Source organism: Caballeronia sp. ATUFL_F1_KS4A, assembly GCF_023630905.1.
GTDB lineage: Bacteria > Pseudomonadota > Gammaproteobacteria > Burkholderiales > Burkholderiaceae > Caballeronia > Caballeronia zhejiangensis.
The window spans coordinates 110,890-129,474 of sequence record NZ_JALQEB010000009.1; the positions used below are offsets into that span (position 1 = coordinate 110,890).

At 63.2% G+C, this 18,585-nt stretch carries 12 protein-coding genes; 4 read left to right on the top strand and 8 right to left on the bottom strand.

Annotated elements, in window-relative coordinates:
- Window positions 1-49: 49 nt before the first annotated feature.
- From odhB to typA, 3 genes are all read right to left on the bottom strand, one after another.
- On the bottom strand, window positions 50-1,354 hold the full coding sequence (odhB, locus tag NCS03_RS08640; RefSeq protein WP_008349242.1) for a 2-oxoglutarate dehydrogenase complex dihydrolipoyllysine-residue succinyltransferase: 1,305 nt from the start codon (window positions 1,352-1,354) through the stop codon (window positions 50-52).
- A gap of 84 nt (window positions 1,355-1,438) precedes the next feature.
- On the bottom strand, window positions 1,439-4,297 hold the full coding sequence (locus tag NCS03_RS08645) for a 2-oxoglutarate dehydrogenase E1 component (RefSeq protein WP_008349241.1): 2,859 nt from the start codon (window positions 4,295-4,297) through the stop codon (window positions 1,439-1,441).
- A gap of 334 nt (window positions 4,298-4,631) precedes the next feature.
- A complete protein-coding gene (gene typA, locus NCS03_RS08650) occupies window positions 4,632-6,458 on the bottom strand; it encodes a translational GTPase TypA (RefSeq protein WP_008349240.1) in 1,827 nt (608 codons plus the stop codon).
- A gap of 341 nt (window positions 6,459-6,799) precedes the next feature.
- Between typA and NCS03_RS08655 the strand changes: the two genes are divergently transcribed.
- From NCS03_RS08655 to NCS03_RS08670, 4 genes are all read left to right on the top strand, one after another.
- Window positions 6,800-7,315 (top strand): MarR family winged helix-turn-helix transcriptional regulator, encoded by a 516-nt coding sequence (locus NCS03_RS08655; RefSeq protein ID WP_008349239.1) that lies wholly within the window; start codon window positions 6,800-6,802, stop codon window positions 7,313-7,315.
- A gap of 75 nt (window positions 7,316-7,390) precedes the next feature.
- The gene (locus NCS03_RS08660; protein ID WP_250529059.1) at window positions 7,391-8,917 is read left to right on the top strand and encodes an efflux transporter outer membrane subunit; all 1,527 of its coding nucleotides are present in this window, start codon (window positions 7,391-7,393) and stop codon (window positions 8,915-8,917) included.
- 51 nt (window positions 8,918-8,968) lie between these two features.
- Window positions 8,969-10,231: an HlyD family secretion protein gene (locus tag NCS03_RS08665; RefSeq protein WP_008349236.1), complete on the top strand. Its 1,263-nt coding sequence runs from the start codon at window positions 8,969-8,971 to the stop codon at window positions 10,229-10,231.
- A 13-nt stretch (window positions 10,232-10,244) separates the two neighbouring features.
- Window positions 10,245-11,804 carry a DHA2 family efflux MFS transporter permease subunit gene (locus tag NCS03_RS08670; protein WP_034473204.1) on the top strand — a complete coding sequence of 520 codons (1,560 nt, stop codon included), beginning with the start codon at window positions 10,245-10,247 and terminating at the stop codon, window positions 11,802-11,804.
- A gap of 55 nt (window positions 11,805-11,859) precedes the next feature.
- Here the strand turns inward: NCS03_RS08670 and truB are convergent, their stop codons facing one another.
- The 5 genes from truB to rimP all read right to left on the bottom strand — a co-directional run bounded on the left by truB (window position 11,860) and on the right by rimP (window position 18,261).
- Window positions 11,860-12,783: a tRNA pseudouridine(55) synthase TruB gene (gene truB, locus NCS03_RS08675; RefSeq protein WP_008349234.1), complete on the bottom strand. Its 924-nt coding sequence runs from the start codon at window positions 12,781-12,783 to the stop codon at window positions 11,860-11,862.
- Window positions 12,784-13,161 carry a 30S ribosome-binding factor RbfA gene (rbfA, locus tag NCS03_RS08680; protein ID WP_008349233.1) on the bottom strand — a complete coding sequence of 126 codons (378 nt, stop codon included), beginning with the start codon at window positions 13,159-13,161 and terminating at the stop codon, window positions 12,784-12,786. It lies immediately after the preceding gene.
- A 94-nt stretch (window positions 13,162-13,255) separates the two neighbouring features.
- Entirely contained in the window at window positions 13,256-16,237 is a 2,982-nt protein-coding gene (gene infB, locus NCS03_RS08685) for a translation initiation factor IF-2 (RefSeq protein WP_033536385.1), read from the bottom strand.
- A 93-nt stretch (window positions 16,238-16,330) separates the two neighbouring features.
- Entirely contained in the window at window positions 16,331-17,806 is a 1,476-nt protein-coding gene (nusA, locus tag NCS03_RS08690) for a transcription termination factor NusA (protein WP_008349231.1), read from the bottom strand.
- Window positions 17,803-18,261, bottom strand: coding sequence for a ribosome maturation factor RimP (rimP, locus tag NCS03_RS08695; RefSeq protein ID WP_008349230.1), 459 nt, complete (start codon window positions 18,259-18,261; stop codon window positions 17,803-17,805). Before rimP ends, nusA begins: the two co-directional genes overlap by 4 nt.
- Window positions 18,262-18,585: the final 324 nt, after the last annotated feature.

Consider the following 18,585-nt stretch of genomic DNA (forward strand, 5'->3'; position numbering starts at 1 on the left):
TTGCGATGCGCGCGAGCCTATCGCGCGCATCGAGGCAACTAAGCTTGTATTACAGGTCCAGCAGCAGACGAGCCGGATCTTCCAGCGCGTCCTTCATCGCGACCAGCGACAGCACGGCTTCGCGGCCGTCGATGATGCGGTGGTCGTACGACAGCGCGAGGTAGTTCATCGGACGGATCACGATCTGGCCGTTTTCGACGACCGCGCGTTCCTTCGTCGCGTGCACGCCGAGAATCGCGGATTGCGGCGGGTTGATGATCGGCGTCGAGAGCATCGAGCCGAACACGCCGCCGTTCGAGATCGAGAACGTGCCGCCGGTCATTTCTTCGATCGACAGCTTGCCGTCCTTCGCCTTCTGGCCGAATTCGGCGATCTTCTTCTCGATGTCGGCGAGGCTCATCTGATCCGCATTGCGCAGGATCGGCACGACGAGACCGCGCGGCGAACCGACCGCGATACCGATGTCGAAGTAGCCGTGATAGACGATGTCGTTACCGTCGATCGATGCGTTCACGAGCGGGAACTTCTTCAGCGCGTGGACGGCGGCCTTCACGAAGAACGACATGAAGCCGAGCTTCACGCCGTGTTCCTTCTCGAAGCGGTCCTTGTACTTGTTGCGCAGATCCATGACCGGCGCCATGTTGACTTCGTTGAACGTCGTCAGGATGGCGTTGGTTTGCTGCGATTCGAGCAGACGTTCGGCGATACGCGCACGCAGACGCGACATCGGCACGCGCTGTTCCGGGCGGTCCTTCAGCCACTGATCGGCCGATGCCGGTGCGCTGACTTGCGGCAGCGACGGCTTCGCGGCGCGCGCGGCGGCCGGAGCCGGTGCGGCGGCGGGCTTGGCCGGTGCGGCAGCCGGTGCGCCGGCTTGAGCGGCGAGCGCGTCGCCCTTCGTGATGCGGCCGTCGCGGCCCGAGCCCGACACCTGATCCGCCGACACGCCCTTCTCGGCCAAGATCTTCGTCGCGGCCGGCGATGCGGCGCCGCCCGCCGATGCTTGCGCAGCAGCCGGAGCCGACGTGGCAGCGGCGGTTTCCGCGACCGGCGCGGGCTTCACTTCGGCGTCGCCGGCAGCGGCGACGGCGGCAGGCGCTTCGCCCGCTTTCGCTTCGGTGTCGATCTTGGCGATGAGTTCGTCGGCGGTGACGATATCGCCGTCGTGCTTGATGACTTGCGCCAGCACGCCGGCCGACGGAGCCGGCACTTCGAGCACGACCTTGTCGGTCTCGATTTCGATGAGGATTTCGTCCTGGGCGACAGCCTCACCCGGCTTCTTCTTCCACTGCAGCATGGTCGCTTCCGAGACCGACTCGGAAAGCTGGGGAACCTTGACTTCTACGATAGCCATTTCTGTATTTTCCTGATGCGTGTCTGTGTGTACGAGCAGCGAAACCGGGGAACGTCCGTTCGCCCGGTTTCGATCAAGCAATGCTTACTTCGCGATGACCTGCGCGCCCTTGAGGCGGCCGAACGCGCCTTCCACGAGCACCTTCTGCTGCTCGTAGTGCTTCGCGTAGTAGCCAACCGCCGGCGATGCCGATGCAGGACGGCCGCTGTAGGCCAGCTTCATGCCTTCGCGCATGCCTTCGCGCAGATGGTGCTCGACGTAGAACCAGGCGCCCTGGTTCTGCGGCTCGTCCTGCACCCACACGACTTCGGTCGCGTTCTCGTACTTCTTGAGTTCCGCGTCGAACTGCTTGTGCGCGAACGGGTACAGCTGCTCGATACGCACGATCGCGACATCGTTGCTCTTCGCTTCGCGGCGATGCGCGATGAGGTCGTAATAGACACGGCCCGAGCACACGATCACGCGCTTGACCTTCTTCGCCTCGATGGCTTCGTCCGTTTCGCCGATGACCGGCTGGAACGAGCCCTTCGCCAGTTCCGACAGATCGGACACGGCTTCCTTGTGACGCAGCAGCGACTTCGGCGTGAAGATGATGAGCGGCTTGCGGAACAGGCGGATCATCTGACGGCGCAGCAGGTGGAAAACCTGCGCCGGCGTCGTCGGCTGGACCACTTGCATGTTGTGATCCGCGCACAGTTGCAGGAAACGCTCGATACGCGCCGACGAGTGCTCCGGACCCTGACCTTCGTAGCCGTGCGGGAGCATCATCGTGAGACCGGAGACACGGCCCCACTTCACTTCGCCCGACGAGATGAACTGGTCGATCACGACCTGCGCGCCGTTCACGAAGTCGCCGAACTGCGCTTCCCACGCGACGAACGTGTTCGGTTCAGCGGTCGAATAACCGTACTCGAAACCGAGCACCGCTTCTTCCGACAGCACCGAGTCGATCACCGTGAACTTGGCCTGGCCTTCCGCGATGTTCTGCAGCGGAATGTACGTGCCGTCGTTCCAGCGCTCGCGGTTCTGATCGTGCAGAACGGCGTGGCGGTGCGTGAACGTGCCGCGGCCCGAGTCCTGGCCCGTCAGACGCACGGCATAGCCCGATGCGACCAGCGATGCGAACGCGAGGTGCTCGCCCATGCCCCAGTCGAGCTTGGCTTCGCCGAGACCCATCGCGCGGCGGTCGTTGATGACGCGCTCGACGAGCGGGTGAACCTTGAAGTTTTCCGGAATGGTCGTGATGCGCTCGGCCAGACGCTTGAGTTCCGCGAGCGGCACCGCCGTGTCGGCCGCGTCGGTCCACTTGCGGTTCAGGAACGGCACCCAGTCGACCGCGTACTTGCTCTTGTAGTTCGAGAGCACCGGATCGATCGTGTGATGGCCTTCGTCCATCGCCTGACGATATTCCTTGACGAAGTTGTCCGCTTCCTCGGCCGTGATGACGCCCTGTTGCACCAGCTTTTCGGCGTAAACGGCGCGCGTGCCCGGATGCTTCGCAATCGTCTTGTACATCAGCGGCTGCGTGACCGCCGGCGTGTCCTGCTCGTTGTGACCGAGCTTGCGGAAGCAGATGATGTCGACGACCACGTCCTTGTGGAACTTCATGCGGAAGTCGATGGCGAGCTGCGTCGCCAGCACGACGGCTTCGGGATCGTCGCCGTTCACGTGCAGCACCGGCGCCTCGATCATCTTGACGACGTCCGAGCAATACAGCGTCGAGCGCGCATCGCGCGGATCCGACGTCGTGAAGCCGATCTGGTTGTTGATGACGATGTGCAGCGTGCCGTGCGTGCCGTAACCGCGCGTCTGCGCGAGGTTCAGCGTTTCCATCACGACGCCCTGGCCCGCGAAGGCCGCGTCGCCGTGCACTTGCACCGGCAGCACTTGCAGGCCTTCTTCGTCGCCGCGACGATCCATACGCGCCTTGGCCGAGCCTTCGACCACCGGATTCACGATTTCGAGGTGCGACGGGTTGAATGCGAGCGACAGGTGAACCGGGCCGCCTTCCGTGGCGACGTCCGACGAGAAGCCCTTGTGGTACTTCACGTCGCCGGCCGGCAGGTCATCGACGTGCTTGCCTTCGAATTCGGCGAAAAGGTCCGCCGGCATCTTGCCGAGCGTATTGACGAGCACGTTCAGACGCCCGCGGTGCGCCATGCCGATGACGATTTCCTGCACGCCGTTCTTGCCCGCGTGACGCACGACTTCGTCCATCGACGCGATGAAGCTCTCGCCGCCTTCCAGTGAGAAGCGCTTCTGGCCGACATACTTGGTGTGCAGGAAACGCTCGAGGCCTTCGGCGGCCGTCAGGCGATTCAGGATGTGCTTCTTCTTGTCGTTCGAGAAATTCGGCGTCGAGCGAATCGACTCGAGCTGCTCCTTCCACCAGCGCTTCTGTTCCGGATCGCTGATGTACATGAACTCGGCGCCGATCGTGCCGCAGTACGTGTCGCGCAGCGCCTTGACGATGTCGCGCAGCGATGCCTGCTCGAAACCGAAGTACAGGTTGTTCGCGTTGAACACCTGATCCATGTCGGCTTCGGTGAAGTCGTAGAAGCCGGGTTCGAGTTCGGGAATGGGGGGACGCTCGCGGCGCTTGAGCGGATCGAGATTGGCCCATTGCGTGCCAAGGAAGCGATACGCGCCGATCAGCGATTGGACGTAGACTTGCTTTCGCGCGGTGGTCAGATCACCGGTGCTTTCGCGCGGCAGAAAGGCGTTCGCCTTCGCGCGCTGAGCGAAAGATTCGACGATGGGGCCGTGAGCCACGTCGTTGTGAGCCGTGCCGTCCGAAGCGGGCACGTTCTGCAACGCGTCGAAGTAGGCGCGCCAGGTCTCGGGCACTGACGCGGGATTATCGAGATATTGCTCGTACAACTCTTCGACGTACGGAGCATTACCGCCGAACAGATAAGAGTTCGACTGGAATTGCTTCATCATTTTACGCTCACCTTTCTTCGAGTTTCTCGAGGAAGTGCGGGTTACGAAACCTTCCGCGCCACGGCCTGACCGTTTAGCGGATTGCGCGAATCAAGTCTGCTTGGAAGGACCTAAAAAGCGACAGCTAATCCGAGAAGCATAGCACAGAACGAATAGTCATATGACGTATCGCCGCATGTGCCCTCGCCTCGTCGTCGCCTCGCCATCCTTTACGCAACAAGGATGTGCGGGCTATTCTGAGATAAGCAAGGGTCTCGTGCAGCGCGCCGAAGAATGACAAAAGCCGCCCGAAGGCGGCTTTTGTTCCGACGTTGCTCACAGATGCATGCGCAGCTTATTCGGCGTTGGCTTCGCGGCTTGCGCGGCGACGCTCGTGTTCCTTCAGATGACGCTTGCGCAGACGAATCGACTGCGGCGTGACTTCGACGAGCTCGTCGTCGTCGATGAACTCGACCGCGTATTCGAGCGAAAGCTGGATCGGCGGAACAAGACGCACGGCTTCGTCAGTGCCCGATGCGCGCACGTTCGTCAGCTGCTTGCCTTTGATCGGATTCACGACGAGGTCGTTGTCGCGGCTGTGAATGCCGATGATCATGCCTTCATAGAGCGCATCGCCCGGCGACACGAACATGCGGCCGCGATCCTGCAGCTTCCACAGCGCATAGGCGACGGCAGCGCCATCGTCCTGCGAGATCAGCACGCCGTTACGGCGCTCGCCGACCGAACCTTCCTTCACCGGCGCGTACGAATCGAAGGTGTGGCTCATCAGGCCCGTGCCGCGCGTGAGCGTCAGGAACTCGCTCTGGAAGCCGATCAGCCCGCGCGCCGAAATCTTGTACTCGAGACGCGTGCGGCCACGGCCATCCGAGGTCATGTCGAGCATTTCCCCCTTGCGGCGGCCGAGCTCTTCCATCACGCCGCCCTGATGCTGGTCTTCGATATCGACCGTCAGGTTTTCATACGGCTCGCACTTCACGCCGTCGATTTCCTGCAGCACCACGCGCGGACGCGACACGGCCAACTCGTAACCTTCACGGCGCATGTTCTCGACGAGAATCGTCAGATGCAGTTCGCCGCGGCCCGACACTTCGAACGTCGTTTCGTCGCCGGTGTCTTTCACGCGCAGCGCGACGTTGTGATTCAGTTCCTTCGTCAGACGATCGCGGATCTGGCGGCTCGTCACGAACTTGCCTTCCTTGCCTGCGAGCGGCGACGAGTTCACGAGGAAGTTCATCGTGAGCGTCGGCTCGTCAACGGTGATCATCGGCAGCGCTTCGGGATTGTCCGGCGAGCAGATGGTCACGCCGATGCCGATTTCCTCGATACCGTTGATGAGCACGATATCGCCGGCCTGCGCCTCTTCCACCTGCACGCGCTCGAGGCCGTGGAACGACAGCACCTGATTGATCTTGCGATTCAGGATCGCGCCGTCCGGACCCGAGCGCACGGCCACCTGCATGCCCGGGCGGATACGGCCACGCGCGACACGGCCCACGCCGATACGGCCGACGTACGAGTTGTAGTCGAGCGACGTGATCTGAAGCTGCAAAGGACCGTCCGGATCGGCCGGACGCACGGGAACGTGTTCGAGAATGGCTTCGAACAGCGGGCGCATCGTGCCTTCGCGGACATCGGGTTCGAGGCCGGCGAAGCCGTTGAGACCCGACGCGTAGACGATCGGGAAGTCGAGCTGCTCTTCGGTCGCGCCGAGCTTGTCGAACAGATCGAAGGTCTGGTTGATCACCCAGTCGATACGCGCGCCCGGACGGTCCACCTTGTTGACGACGACGATCGGCTTCAGACCGAGCGCGAGCGCCTTCTTCGTGACGAAGCGCGTTTGCGGCATCGGGCCTTCGACGGCGTCGACGAGCAGCAGCACGGAGTCGACCATCGACAGCACGCGCTCCACTTCACCGCCGAAGTCCGCGTGTCCCGGCGTATCGACGATGTTGATGTGCGTGCCTTCGTATTCGACGGCGCAGTTCTTCGCCAGGATCGTGATGCCACGTTCCTTTTCGATGTCGTTCGAGTCCATGACCCGCTCGGCGACCTGTTGGTTTTCCCGGAAGGTGCCCGACTGGCGGAGCAACTGGTCGACGAGCGTGGTCTTGCCGTGGTCGACGTGGGCAATGATGGCGATATTGCGGAGGGCGCGAGTCATAGAAAGTGTCTTGGTTGTGCGCCGTAAGAGCGAGTCCCTTCTGTTGCGAGACTCCGTGGCTCGGCAAGCCCCCTCTGGAAAGCGTCATGCAAGCATGACTACGCGGGCCCGGCGCGGTGAGAACCGAAGAGTATAGCACGCACGGATGGCTAAACCTGGCAATAGGACTCAACCCGTAAATCGGGCCAGCAAATGCCGCATGTCCGCGGCGTCGGGTCGCGACGAACCGCAGGCCGGGCGCGGGCGGATTGTTAAGCATATTCAGAAAAGATCCTTGCACGCCGCGAAACGCCTCCCTATAATCCTGCCTAGTCAACTATTGCAATCGCACAAATATTCTTATGAGCGACGCTCCGAAATCCGCGGCGATCGGCGACTACGTGCTCGCCGAGAGCGTCGGCTATCTGATCAGCCGGGTCCGCTCGACCATGTGGAACATGGTCACGCAACACACGACGTCCGAACTGGGCATCACGAGCACGCAGGCAAGCATCCTGTTCATGCTGGCGGTCGGCAAATGCCTGACGGCGGCGGATATTGCCCGCGAATACGGCATCGATGCGAGCGCGGTCACGCGTCTCATCGACAGACTGGAAAAGCGCGGCCTGCTTTCGCGCGTGCGCAGCGAGGAAGACCGGCGCGTCGTGCGCCTCGCGCTGACGGACGAAGGTCACGCGACCGCGGAAAAGATACCCGCCATCTTCACGCGCGTACTGGACAACCTTCTCGCCGGTTTCACGCCGGAGGAAGTCGGCTTCCTGAAAAGCATGCTGCGGCGGATTCTCGCGAACTCGTGCGATCCATCCGTCGCGCCACTGCTGGGCGGCAACGATAAGCCTGGTACGTCATTGCGATGACAAGCAAATTCGTCATCGCAACCCTACAAAAAGATTGCAACGTCCACCTTTAATTTGCATCTCGAGAGACGAGATATGAACCAGCACTTCCTGTCCGCCATTCGCGGCGAAAGCCGTGCGAAGCGCGCCGTCGCCGCCGCGGTGGCCGCGCTTGCGCTCGCCGGCTGCGCGAACTATTCGGGCATTTCGAGCGACAAGCAGATCGCCGCGCCGGAAAACTTCGAGGCCACGCAAAGCGTGCCGGGCCAAGGCGGCCAATGGCCCACGCTCGACTGGGCGAAGCAGTTCGGCGATCCGCAACTGCCGCAACTGATCGACGAAGCGCTCGCCGACAATCCGAGCATCGCGCAGGCGCAAGCGCGCATCGCGAAGGCGTCGTCGTATATCGAGACGTCGCGCTCGGCGCTTTATCCGAAGGTCACCGGCTCGTATTCGTGGACGCGCGAACTCTATTCCGCCAACGCCCTCTTCCCGCCGCCTTATGGCGGGACGTGGTTCAGCGAGAACAACGTGCTCGCGAGCGCGTCGTGGGAACTGGATCTGTGGGGCAAGAACCGCTCGCGCCTCAACATGGCGGTATCGCAGCAGAAAGCCGCCGAAGCCGACATGCAGCAGGCGCGCGTGACGCTTGCGGCGTCGGTCGCGCGCACGTACAACCAGCTCGCGCTGCTCTACGCGCTGCGTGACGTGGCGCAACGCGAAATCGCGAACCGTCAGGACGTCGGACGCATCACGAACGGGCGTGTCGCGGCCGGGCTCGACACCAACGTCGAGCGCCGCACGGCGGAGGGCAACGTCGCGACGAGCCAGACGAACTCGACGGAACTCGACGGCCAGATCGAAACCGTCCGCTATCAGCTCGCGGCGCTGCTCGGCAAAGGCCCGGATCGCGGCCTCAAGATCGCGAAACCCGTGATCGACCCGAACGTCAACGTGACGCTGCCCGACAACGTGCCCGCCGATCTCGTCGCGCGCCGCCCGGATATCGTCGCCGCGCGCTGGCAGGTCGAAGCCGCGACCCACAACATCAAGGAAGCGAAGGCCGAGTTCTTCCCGGACATCAACCTCGCGGCGGCCTTCGGTTTCGACGCGTTCGGCTGGAGCCGCTTCCTGCAGGCGAGCAGCCGCCAGATCCAGGCCGGTCCGGCGATCCATCTGCCGATCTTCGACGCCGGCGCCTTGCGCGCGCAGTTGAAAGGCCGTTACGCGGACTTCGAAGGCGACGTCGCGAACTACAACCAGACGCTCATCAACGCGATGAACGATGTCGCGACCAACATCTCCGCAATCCGCTCGCTCGACAAGCAAATGGCCGACGCCCAGCGCGCGCTCGCGGCGGCGTCGAGCGCGTATCAGCTCGCCGTGATCCGCTACAAGGCCGGCCTGTCGCCGCAATTGCAGGTGCTCAACGCCGACGAAAACCGCCTCGCCAACGAGCAGACCGTGACGAATCTGCGCCTGAAGCGCACCGATCTGCAGATCGCGCTGATCAAGTCGCTCGGCGGCGGATTCGACGCGACGAGCAGCAATCTCGCGATCGAAGGCAGCGGACAAAGTCAGACGACGACGCAGGCGGCCAATCAGGCCACGCCGTCGAACTAAGCGCCCACAAGAACACGCATCGGACCAAAAACGGATTTTTCGGAGTCTTTCATGAGCGACCCTCAACAAAACGCAGCCGCGGCCGCCGCGCCCGCGCCGAAACAGAGCAACGGCAAACGCCGAGCGCTGATGACGCTGATCGTGCTCGTCATCATCATCGCGGCTATCGCGTACGGGCTGTACTACTTCCTCGTCGCGCGCTTCCACGAAGCCACCGACGACGCCTACGTGAATGGCAACGTCGTGCAGATCACGCCGCAGGTCGTGGGCACGGTGATCTCGGTGAACGCCGACGACACGCAGACCGTGAAGATAGGCGATCCGCTCGTCGCGCTCGATCCGGCCGACTCCAAGGTCGCGCTGGATCAGGCCGAGGCAAATCTCGCGCAGACGGTGCGCCAGGTACGCACGTTCTTCGTCAACAACAACCAGTACGAAGCGCAGATCGCGTTGCGCCGGTCCGATCTGTCGCGCGCGCAGGACGATTTGAAGCGCCGCATGCAGGTCGCGCAGACGGGTGCGGTCTCGCAGGAAGAAATCTCGCACGCCCGCGACGCGGTGCGCAGCGCGCAGGCCGCGCTCGACGCCGCCGAGCAGGAGCTCGCGTCGAACCGCTCGCTCACGGCCAACACGACGATCGCCGATCACCCGAACGTGCTCGCCGCCGCCGCGAAGGTCCGCGATTCCTACATCAACTACGCGCGCAACACGCTGCCCGCGCCGGTCACGGGCTATGTTGCCAAGCGCTCGGTGCAAGTCGGCCAGCGCGTGTCGCCGGGCAATCCGCTGATGGCGATCGTGCCGCTCAACGCCGTGTGGGTCGATGCGAACTTCAAGGAAGTGCAGCTCAAGCACATGCGGATCGGCCAGCCGGTCGAGCTGACGGCCGATCTGTACGGTTCGGGCGTCGTGTATCACGGCAAGGTGGTCGGTTTCTCGGCCGGCACGGGCTCGGCTTTCTCGCTGCTGCCCGCGCAGAACGCGACCGGCAACTGGATCAAGGTCGTGCAGCGCCTGCCGGTGCGCATCCAGCTCGATCCGAAGGAACTGGAAGCGCATCCGCTGCGTATCGGCCTGTCGATGAACGTCGACGTCACCATCAAGGACGAGCAAGGCGGCCAGCTCGGCAACGCGCAGAACACGGTCTACCAGACGAATGTGTTCGACAACTACGGCGCGCAGGCCGATCAGGAAATCGCGCGCATCATCCAGCAGAACGCGGGTACGGGTGCGGGCGCAGGGTCGTCGGCGCAGAGCGCGTCGCCGGCGCACGGGCGCGCGACGAAGTCGGCGTCGGCCGCCAAGCTGATGTAAGCGGACTCGCCACATGTCTTCCCAAAACGTCGTACATCCGCCGCTGTCGGGCGGAAAGCTCGTCATCGGCACGATCGCCGTATCGCTCGCGGTGTTCATGAACGTGCTCGACACGTCGATCGCGAACGTCTCGATTCCGTCGATCTCCGGCGATCTCGGCGTGTCGTCGGATCAGGGCACGTGGGTCATCACGTCGTTCGCGGTCGCCAACGCGATCTCGGTGCCGTTGACCGGCTGGCTCACGCAGCGTCTCGGGCAGGTGCGGCTCTTTCTCGGCTCGATCATCCTGTTCGTGATCGCGTCGTGGCTCTGCGGTCTCGCGCCGACGCTCCCCTTCCTGCTCGCCGCGCGCGTATTCCAGGGCGCCGTCGCCGGCCCGATGATCCCGCTGTCGCAAACGCTGCTGCTCGCGAGCTATCCGCGCGAAAAAGCGCCGATGGCGCTATCGATGTGGTCGATGACCACGCTGATCGCGCCGGTCGCGGGGCCGGTCCTCGGCGGATGGATCTCGGACAACATCTCGTGGCCGTGGATCTTCTACGTGAACATTCCGGTCGGCATCGCGGCGGCGCTCGCTACGTTCGCGATCTTCCGCGACCGCGATTCCGCGATCCGCAAGGCGCCGATCGACACGGTCGGGCTCGGGCTGCTCGTCGTCTGGGTCGGCTCGCTGCAGATCATGCTCGACAAAGGCAAGGATCTCGACTGGTTCAACTCGACGACGATCGTCGTGCTCGCGCTCATCGCCGTGATCGCGTTCGCGTTCTTCATCGTGTGGGAGCTGACGGCGGAGCATCCGGTCGTGGATTTGTCGCTCTTCGAGCTGCGCAACTTCACCGGCGGAACGATCGCGCTGTCGATCGGATACGGGCTCTACTTCGGCAATCTCGTTCTGCTCCCGCTGTGGCTGCAGACGGATATCGGCTACACGGCGACGAACGCCGGTCTCGTGATGGCGCCCGTCGGCGTGTTCGCGATCCTGCTTTCTCCGATCACCGGCAAATTCCTGCCGCGCACCGATCCGCGTTACATCGCGACCGCCGCGTTCCTCGTCTTCGCGCTGTGTTTCTGGATGCGTTCACGCTACACGACCGGCGTCGACACTTGGGCGCTCACGATACCGACGCTGATTCAGGGCATCGGCATGGCGGGCTTCTTCATTCCGCTCGTGTCGATCACGCTGTCGGGCTTGCCGGGACATCGAATTCCGGCGGCGTCGGGGCTGTCGAACTTCGTGCGGATCATGTGCGGCGGCATCGGCACGTCGATCTTCTCGACGGCGTGGGAGCATCGTTCGATCGTGCATCACGCGCAACTCGTCGAAAGCGCCAATTCGTACAACCCGGTGTTCGCGAATTCGATGCAGCAGATGGGCGCGCTCGGCCTGACGCACGAGCAGACCGTCGGCCTCTATAACAGCATGGCGACGCAGCAGGCCGCGCAGCTCGGCGTGAACGACATGTTCTATATTTCGGCGGGGATTTTCGTCGCGCTGATCGTGCTGATCTGGATCACGCGGCCCGAGCGTTCGGGCGGTGGAGATTCGGCGGCGGCGGCATCGGCGGCGCACTGATCGCCTGACTGCTCCCAAAAGAACAGAGCCCGGTCGACATCGACCGGGCTCTTTTTCATTGCGCCGTGACGATGAGCCGTTCCGGCGCGAGCACACCCTCGCCCGCGCGCGCCACGCCCAGCAGACGGCCGCCTTCTTGCGCATAAACGCGCACGCGGCCTGCTTCGAGACGCGTTTTCACGACGTCCGCGAGCTTCAGACGTTGGCCGTGCAGGAAGCGCTGCGTCGCTTCGTCGTTCAACTGAACCGCGGGAAACGTGGATAGCAGTGCATCGACGGGCTGAAGCCGCTCGTCGCGCTCCGCTTCGCTCAGGCTCGCGAGCTGATCGAGCGTGACCGCGTGTTCGAGCGTCAGCGCGCCGACACCGGTGCGCCGCAACGCCGTCAGATGCGCGCCGCAGCCGAGCGCTTCGCCGATGTCCTCGGCCAGCGTCCGTACGTAAGTGCCCTTGCTGCACGTCACGCGAAACGTCACGAGGGGCAGCGCGCACGCGATCAACTGCAGCGCGTGAATCGTCACTTGCCTGCCCTCACGCTCGACCGTCTGACCGGCGCGCGCGTATTCGTAGAGCGGCTTGCCGTCGCGCTTGAGCGCCGAGTACATCGGCGGGACTTGCACGATTTCGCCGATGAACCGCGTCATCGCTTCGACGACGGCAGCTTCGTCGCACGTCACGTCGCGGGTATCCACCGCCTCGCCTTCGGCATCGCCGGTCGTCGTGCGGATACCGAGGCGCATCGTCGCTTCGTAGGTCTTGTCGGCATCGAGCAGGTCTTGCGAGAACTTCGTCGCTTCGCCGAAGCACAACGGCAGCAGACCGGTTGCGAGCGGATCGAGCGTACCCGTGTGGCCCGCCTTCTTCGCCAGATAAATCCGCTTTGCCTTGATGAGCGCATCGTTGCTCGACAGCCCGAGCGGCTTGTCCAGCAAGAGCACGCCGTCGAGCGCGCGACGGGGAATCTTCGGACCGCCCTTCACTCACGCACCTTCTTCGTCATCTTTTGCGCGCGTCGCGTTTGCCTCGTCGATCAGGCGCGACATCTCGACGGCCTTCTCGATCGTCTGGTCATAGTGGAAATGCAGCGTCGGCACCGTGTGGATGTGCAGGCGCTTGAACAGCATATTGTGCAGATGTCCCGCCGCATGATTGAGCCCTTCCTGCGTCTGCTTCGGATCGCCCGTCAGCGTCGTGAAGTAGACCTTCGCGTGCGCGTAGTCAGGCGTGAGCTCGACGCTCTGAATCGTCACGAGTCCGACGCGCGGGTCTTTCACCTCGCGCATCAGTTCCGAAAGATCGCGCTGGATCTGATCCGCAATCTGCACGTTGCGGTTCGCGGATGTCCGTTTTTTAGCCATGATTTCGTTTCCGTATTCTTGTCGCGCCGCCTGAAGCAAAAAGGGCGGAGCGAGCCGCAAGGCTCACCCCGCCCTTTTTTCAGCGGCTAGCGCATTACAGCGTGCGAGCCACTTCCGTCACTTCGAAGACTTCGAACTGATCGCCTTCGACGATATCGCTGAAGTTCTTGATCGACATACCGCACTCGAAGCCCTGACGCACTTCCTTGACATCGTCCTTGAAGCGCTTGAGCGAATCGAGCTCGCCGGTGTGAATCACGACGTTGTTGCGGATCACGCGCACCGACGAGGAACGCTTGACCACGCCGTCCGTGACCATACAACCCGCGATCAGGCCGACCTTCGGCACGCGGATGACCTGGCGCACCTCGACCATGCCCGTCACCGTTTCGCGCTTCTCCGGCGCGAGCATGCCGGACATCGCCGCCTTCACCTCATCCACTGCGTCATAGATGATGTTGTAGTAGCGGATGTCGATGCCGTTCGCCTCGGCCACCTTGCGCGCCTGAGCATCCGCACGCGTGTTGAAGCCGATGATGACCGCCTTCGATGCCGTCGCCAGGTTGACGTCCGATTCGCTGATCGCGCCGACCGCGCTGTGCACGATCTGCACGCGCACCTCGTTGGTCGACAGCTTCTGCAGCGACTGGACCAGCGCTTCCTGCGAGCCCTGCACGTCCGCCTTGACGATGAGCGGCAGGTTCTGCACTTCGCCTTCGCCCATCTGCTCGAGCATGTTCTCGAGCTTGGCGGCCTGTTGCTTCGCAAGCTTGACGTCGCGGAACTTGCCCTGACGGAACAGCGCGATTTCGCGCGCCTTGCGCTCGTCCGGCAGCACGATGACTTCCTCGCCCGCCGCCGGCACTTCCGACAGACCCTGGATTTCCACCGGGATCGACGGACCCGCCGTCTTCGTCGGCTTGCCGGTTTCGTCGAGCATGGCTCGCACGCGACCGTAGGCGCTGCCCGCGAGAACCACGTCGCCGCGGTTCAGCGTGCCCGACTGCACCAGAATGGTCGCGACCGGGCCCTTGCCCTTGTCCAGCTTCGCTTCGATGACGAGACCCTTCGCAGCGGCTTCCACCGGCGCGGTGAGTTCCAGCACTTCGGCTTGCAGCGACACGTTTTCGAGCAGATCGTCGATGCCCCGGCCGGTCTTCGCCGACACTTCGATGAACGGCGAATCGCCGCCGTACTCTTCCGGCACCACGCCTTCCGCGACGAGTTCCTGCTTCACGCGGTCGGGGTTCGCTTCCGGCTTGTCGATCTTGTTGATCGCAACGACGATCGGCACGCCGCCCGCCTTCGCGTGAGCGATCGCTTCCTTCGTCTGCGGCATCACGCCGTCGTCGGCTGCGACCACCAGAATGACGATGTCGGTCGCTTTCGCGCCGCGCGCACGCATGGCCGTGAAGGCCTCGTGACCCGGCGTGTCGAGGAAGGTGATGACGCCGCGCGGCGTATCGACGTGATATGCGCCGATATGCTGCGTGATGCCGCCCGCTTCGCCCGCCGCCACTTTCGCGCGACGGATGTAGTCCAGCAGCGAGGTCTTGCCGTGGTCGACGTGACCCATGACGGTGACAACCGGCGGACGCGGCAGCTTCTCTGCCGTTTCCTCGGTGGTTTCGCCTTCGATCAACAACGCTTCCGGGTCGTCCAGCTTCGCCGCGACCGCGCGATGGCCCAGTTCCTCGACGACGATCATCGCCGTTTCCTGGTCCAGCACCTGGTTGATCGTGACCATCTGGCCGAGCTTCATCATCACCTTGATGACTTCCGAAGCCTTCACCGACATCTTGTGCGCGAGGTCCGCGACGGAAATGGTTTCCGGCACGTGCACTTCACGGACGATCGGCTCGGTCGGCGCCTGGAATGACGTCTGTTCCTGATGCTTGCCGCGACCCTTCGGACCGCCGCGCCAGCCGCGATCGACACCACCGCTCGAATCGCCACGCGTCTTCATGCCGCGACGCTTCGATGCGTCGTCTTGCTGCCAGCCGCCCTTGCCAGCCTTCTTCTTGTCGCCGGCGCCTGCGGGAGCCGTCGATGCGGGTGCCGGCGCGCCTGCAGCCGGCTTCTTCGCCGCTGCGGGACGTGCCGCCTGCGCGCCTTCCGGCTTCGCGGGCTTGTGCAGCGTGCCCTTCGCTTCGGCGGCCTTCGCCGCTTCGGCGGGCTTCGGTGCAGGCGCGGGTTCCGGCGCCTTTACTTGCGCCTTGCGCGGGGTGTTCATCATTTCGCGGATCGCGCGGGCTTCGGCTTCCGCCGCCGCACGGCGCTTCGCGATGGCTTCCTGCTCGAGGCGAGCCTTTTCGGCCTTCGCCTTCGCGTCTTCTTCCGCCTTCTTCGCGGCTTCACGCTGCGCGGCACGCTCGCTCGCAGCCTTCTCTTCCGCTGCCTTTTCGGCGGCTTCGCGCTGCGCGGTGTCGTCCTGCTTCGGTTCCGGCTTCGCTTCGACGGCCGGTTGCGTGCGCGCTTCCTGACGCGCAGCCTGCGCCGCACGCGAGATTTCGGCAGCCTGAGCCGCAGCCGCCGCGCGGCGCGCCGCTTCCTCTTCCTGCTTCTTGCGCTCGGCTTCCGCCGCTTCCTCGCGAGCGCGGCGCTCGGCTTCTTCGCGCTCCAGCTTCGCCTGCTGTTCCTTCAGCTCGCGCTCTTCGCGCTCGAGCTGCTCGGCGGCACGGCGCGCTTCTTCCTCGCGACGCTGCAGTTCGGCTTCGTCGACTTCCGGCTCTTCGACGTGATTCGGCGCGGCCTCGGCCTGCTCCACACCGGTTTCGTCGCGTTTCACGAAAACACGCTTCTTGCGCACCTCGACCTGAATGGTGCGAGCTTTACCCGTTGCGTCGGATTGCTTGATTTCCGACGTATGCCGGCGGGTCAAAGTGATCTTGCGCTTGTCGGCGTCGGCGGAACCGTGCGACTTGCGCAAATGATCGAGCAGACGCGCCTTGTCCGTCTCGGACAGGTCGTCGTTCGCGCTCGCTTTCTGGACGCCAGCCGCCTGCAACTGCTCGAGCAGGACGCCCGCAGGCATTTTGAGTTCCGCGGCAAATTGGGCTACGTTGTTACTCGCCATTCATTCCTCTTGATGCAAGGACCAATCCTTGCGGTTAGATCGGGGTCACGCGGCCAGACAGGCCGCCAAATATCAGTGCGCCATGGTCATTTCTCACTGGAACCAGTGTTCACGTGCTTTCATGATCAACGCCTTAGCGGCATCCTCTTGCATTCCGGTCATTTCGACCAGTTCATCTACTGCCAGCTCCGCGAGATCGTCGCGGGTCTGAATCTGGTGCTCGGCGAGCTTTGCGAGAAGCTCGTTGTCCATGCCGTCGAGGCTCTTCAAATCGAGGGCGACGCCTTCCACCTTCTCTTCGTTGGCGATCGCCATCGTGAGGAGCGCGTCGCGCGAGCGATTGCGCAGCTCGTGCACGGTGTCTTCGTCGAACGCTTCGATTTCGAGCATTTCGTTGAGCGGCACGTAGGCGATTTCTTCGAGACTCGTGAAGCCTTCGTCGATCAGGATGTCGGCGACTTCCTCGTCCACATCCAGACGCGCCATGAACAGGTCGCGCAACTTGCCACGCTCTTCGTTCTGCTTCAGCGCGGACTCGTCCGGCGTCATGATATTGATTTGCCAGCCGGTGAGTTCGCTCGCGAGCCTCACGTTCTGGCCGGCGCGGCCGATGGCGACGGCGAGCTCGTTTTCGTCCACGACGACGTCCATCGAATGCTTTTCTTCATCGACGACGATCGACTGGACGGCTGCCGGCGCGAGAGCGCCGATCACGAACTGCGCGGGATCTTCCGACCATAGCACGATGTCGACGTTCTCGCCACCGAGCTCGTTACGCACGGCCTGCACGCGCGAACCGCGGATGCCGACGCAAGTGCCGATAGGATCGATGCGCTTGTCGTAGGCGATCACGCCGATTTTCGCACGCACGCCGGGATCGCGCGCGGCGGCCTTGATTTCCAGCAGACCTTGCTCGATTTCCGGCACTTCGAGTTCGAACAGCTTCATCAGGAACTCGGGCGCGGTGCGCGAGAGTTCGATCTGCGGGCCGCGCGCGGTGCGGTCGACCTTCGCGATGTACGCGCGCACGCGGTCGCCCACGCGCAGGTTTTCCTTCGGAATCAGCTGGTCGCGGCGCAGCAGCGCTTCGACACGGCCCGACTCGACAATGAAATTACCCTTGTCCAGGCGCTTCACCGAGCCGGTCATGATCTTTTCGCCGCGCTCGAGGAAGTCGTTCAGAATCTGTTCGCGCTCGGCGTCGCGCACCTTCTGCAGGATCACCTGCTTGGCGGCCTGCGCGCCGATACGGCCGAATTCGATCGACGGAATCGGCTCCTCGATGAATTCGTCAACTTGCGCGTCGGGCTTTTGCTCCTTCGCTTCGAACAGCAGGATTTCCTGATCCGGCTCTTGCAGGCCGGCCTCGTCCGGCACGACGCGCCAGCGGCGGAAAGTTTCGTGTTCGCCGCTCTCACGGTCGATGGCGACACGAATATCCACGTCTTCCTCGAAGAGCTTCTTCGTTGCCGAAGCAAGCGCAGCTTCCAGCGCTGCGTACACGACGTCCTTGTTGACGTTCTTTTCGCGTGCCAGCGCATCCGCCAGCATCAATACTTCGCGACTCATTGTTTGCGGCTCCTAAAGTCAACCTTGGGGACGAGACGTGCCTTATCGAGGTCCGCGAGCGTGAAATCGAGCATCGCAGCGCCGTCCTTCCCTTCAAATTCCAATCCGATCGTTTCGCCGTCAGGGGCGTGCAGGATGCCGCGGAACGACTTGCGCCCGTCCAGCGGCTTCTTCAATGTAATGGCGACTTCGCTCCCCGCGAAGCGCTCGAAATCCGCCAGTTTCTTGAGCGGGCGGTCGAGCCCCGGCGACGATACTTCGAGCCGGTCGTAGTCGATGTTCTCGACTTCAAACAAATATTGGAGCTGACGGGTGACCTTCTCGCAGTCTTCGATCGCGATACCAGCCGGCTGGTCGATGTAGACACGCAGCATGCCGCCTCCCGAACGCTCGAGATCGACAAGCTCGTAGCCAAGGCTCGAGACCGTGGTTTCAATCAATTCCGTCAGTTGCACAGTAACTCCAAGGTGTTCGCGCGCTCCACGCCGAAACACCTGCGGGCGAGCGCCTTCATGCGGGCGCGCACCCCTGCTCCCGAGATGCCGAACCGAATAGCCAAAAAAAAATGGGCGCAACGCCCACATTTTTCAACCGAGGTCGCACTCAGGGCAGCGAAAGAAAACTACGTGCCCAGCGACTTCATGATTTTAGCCATTTTTCAGGATAAACGCAAACGTAACGCGCACTTTCGCCCCTGTTGGACCCGGTTTCACGCCGGTTTGTCCTAACGATCAGAACGAGCGAAACGCGAGATTTTCGTCGCCGGGGGCGGACCGATG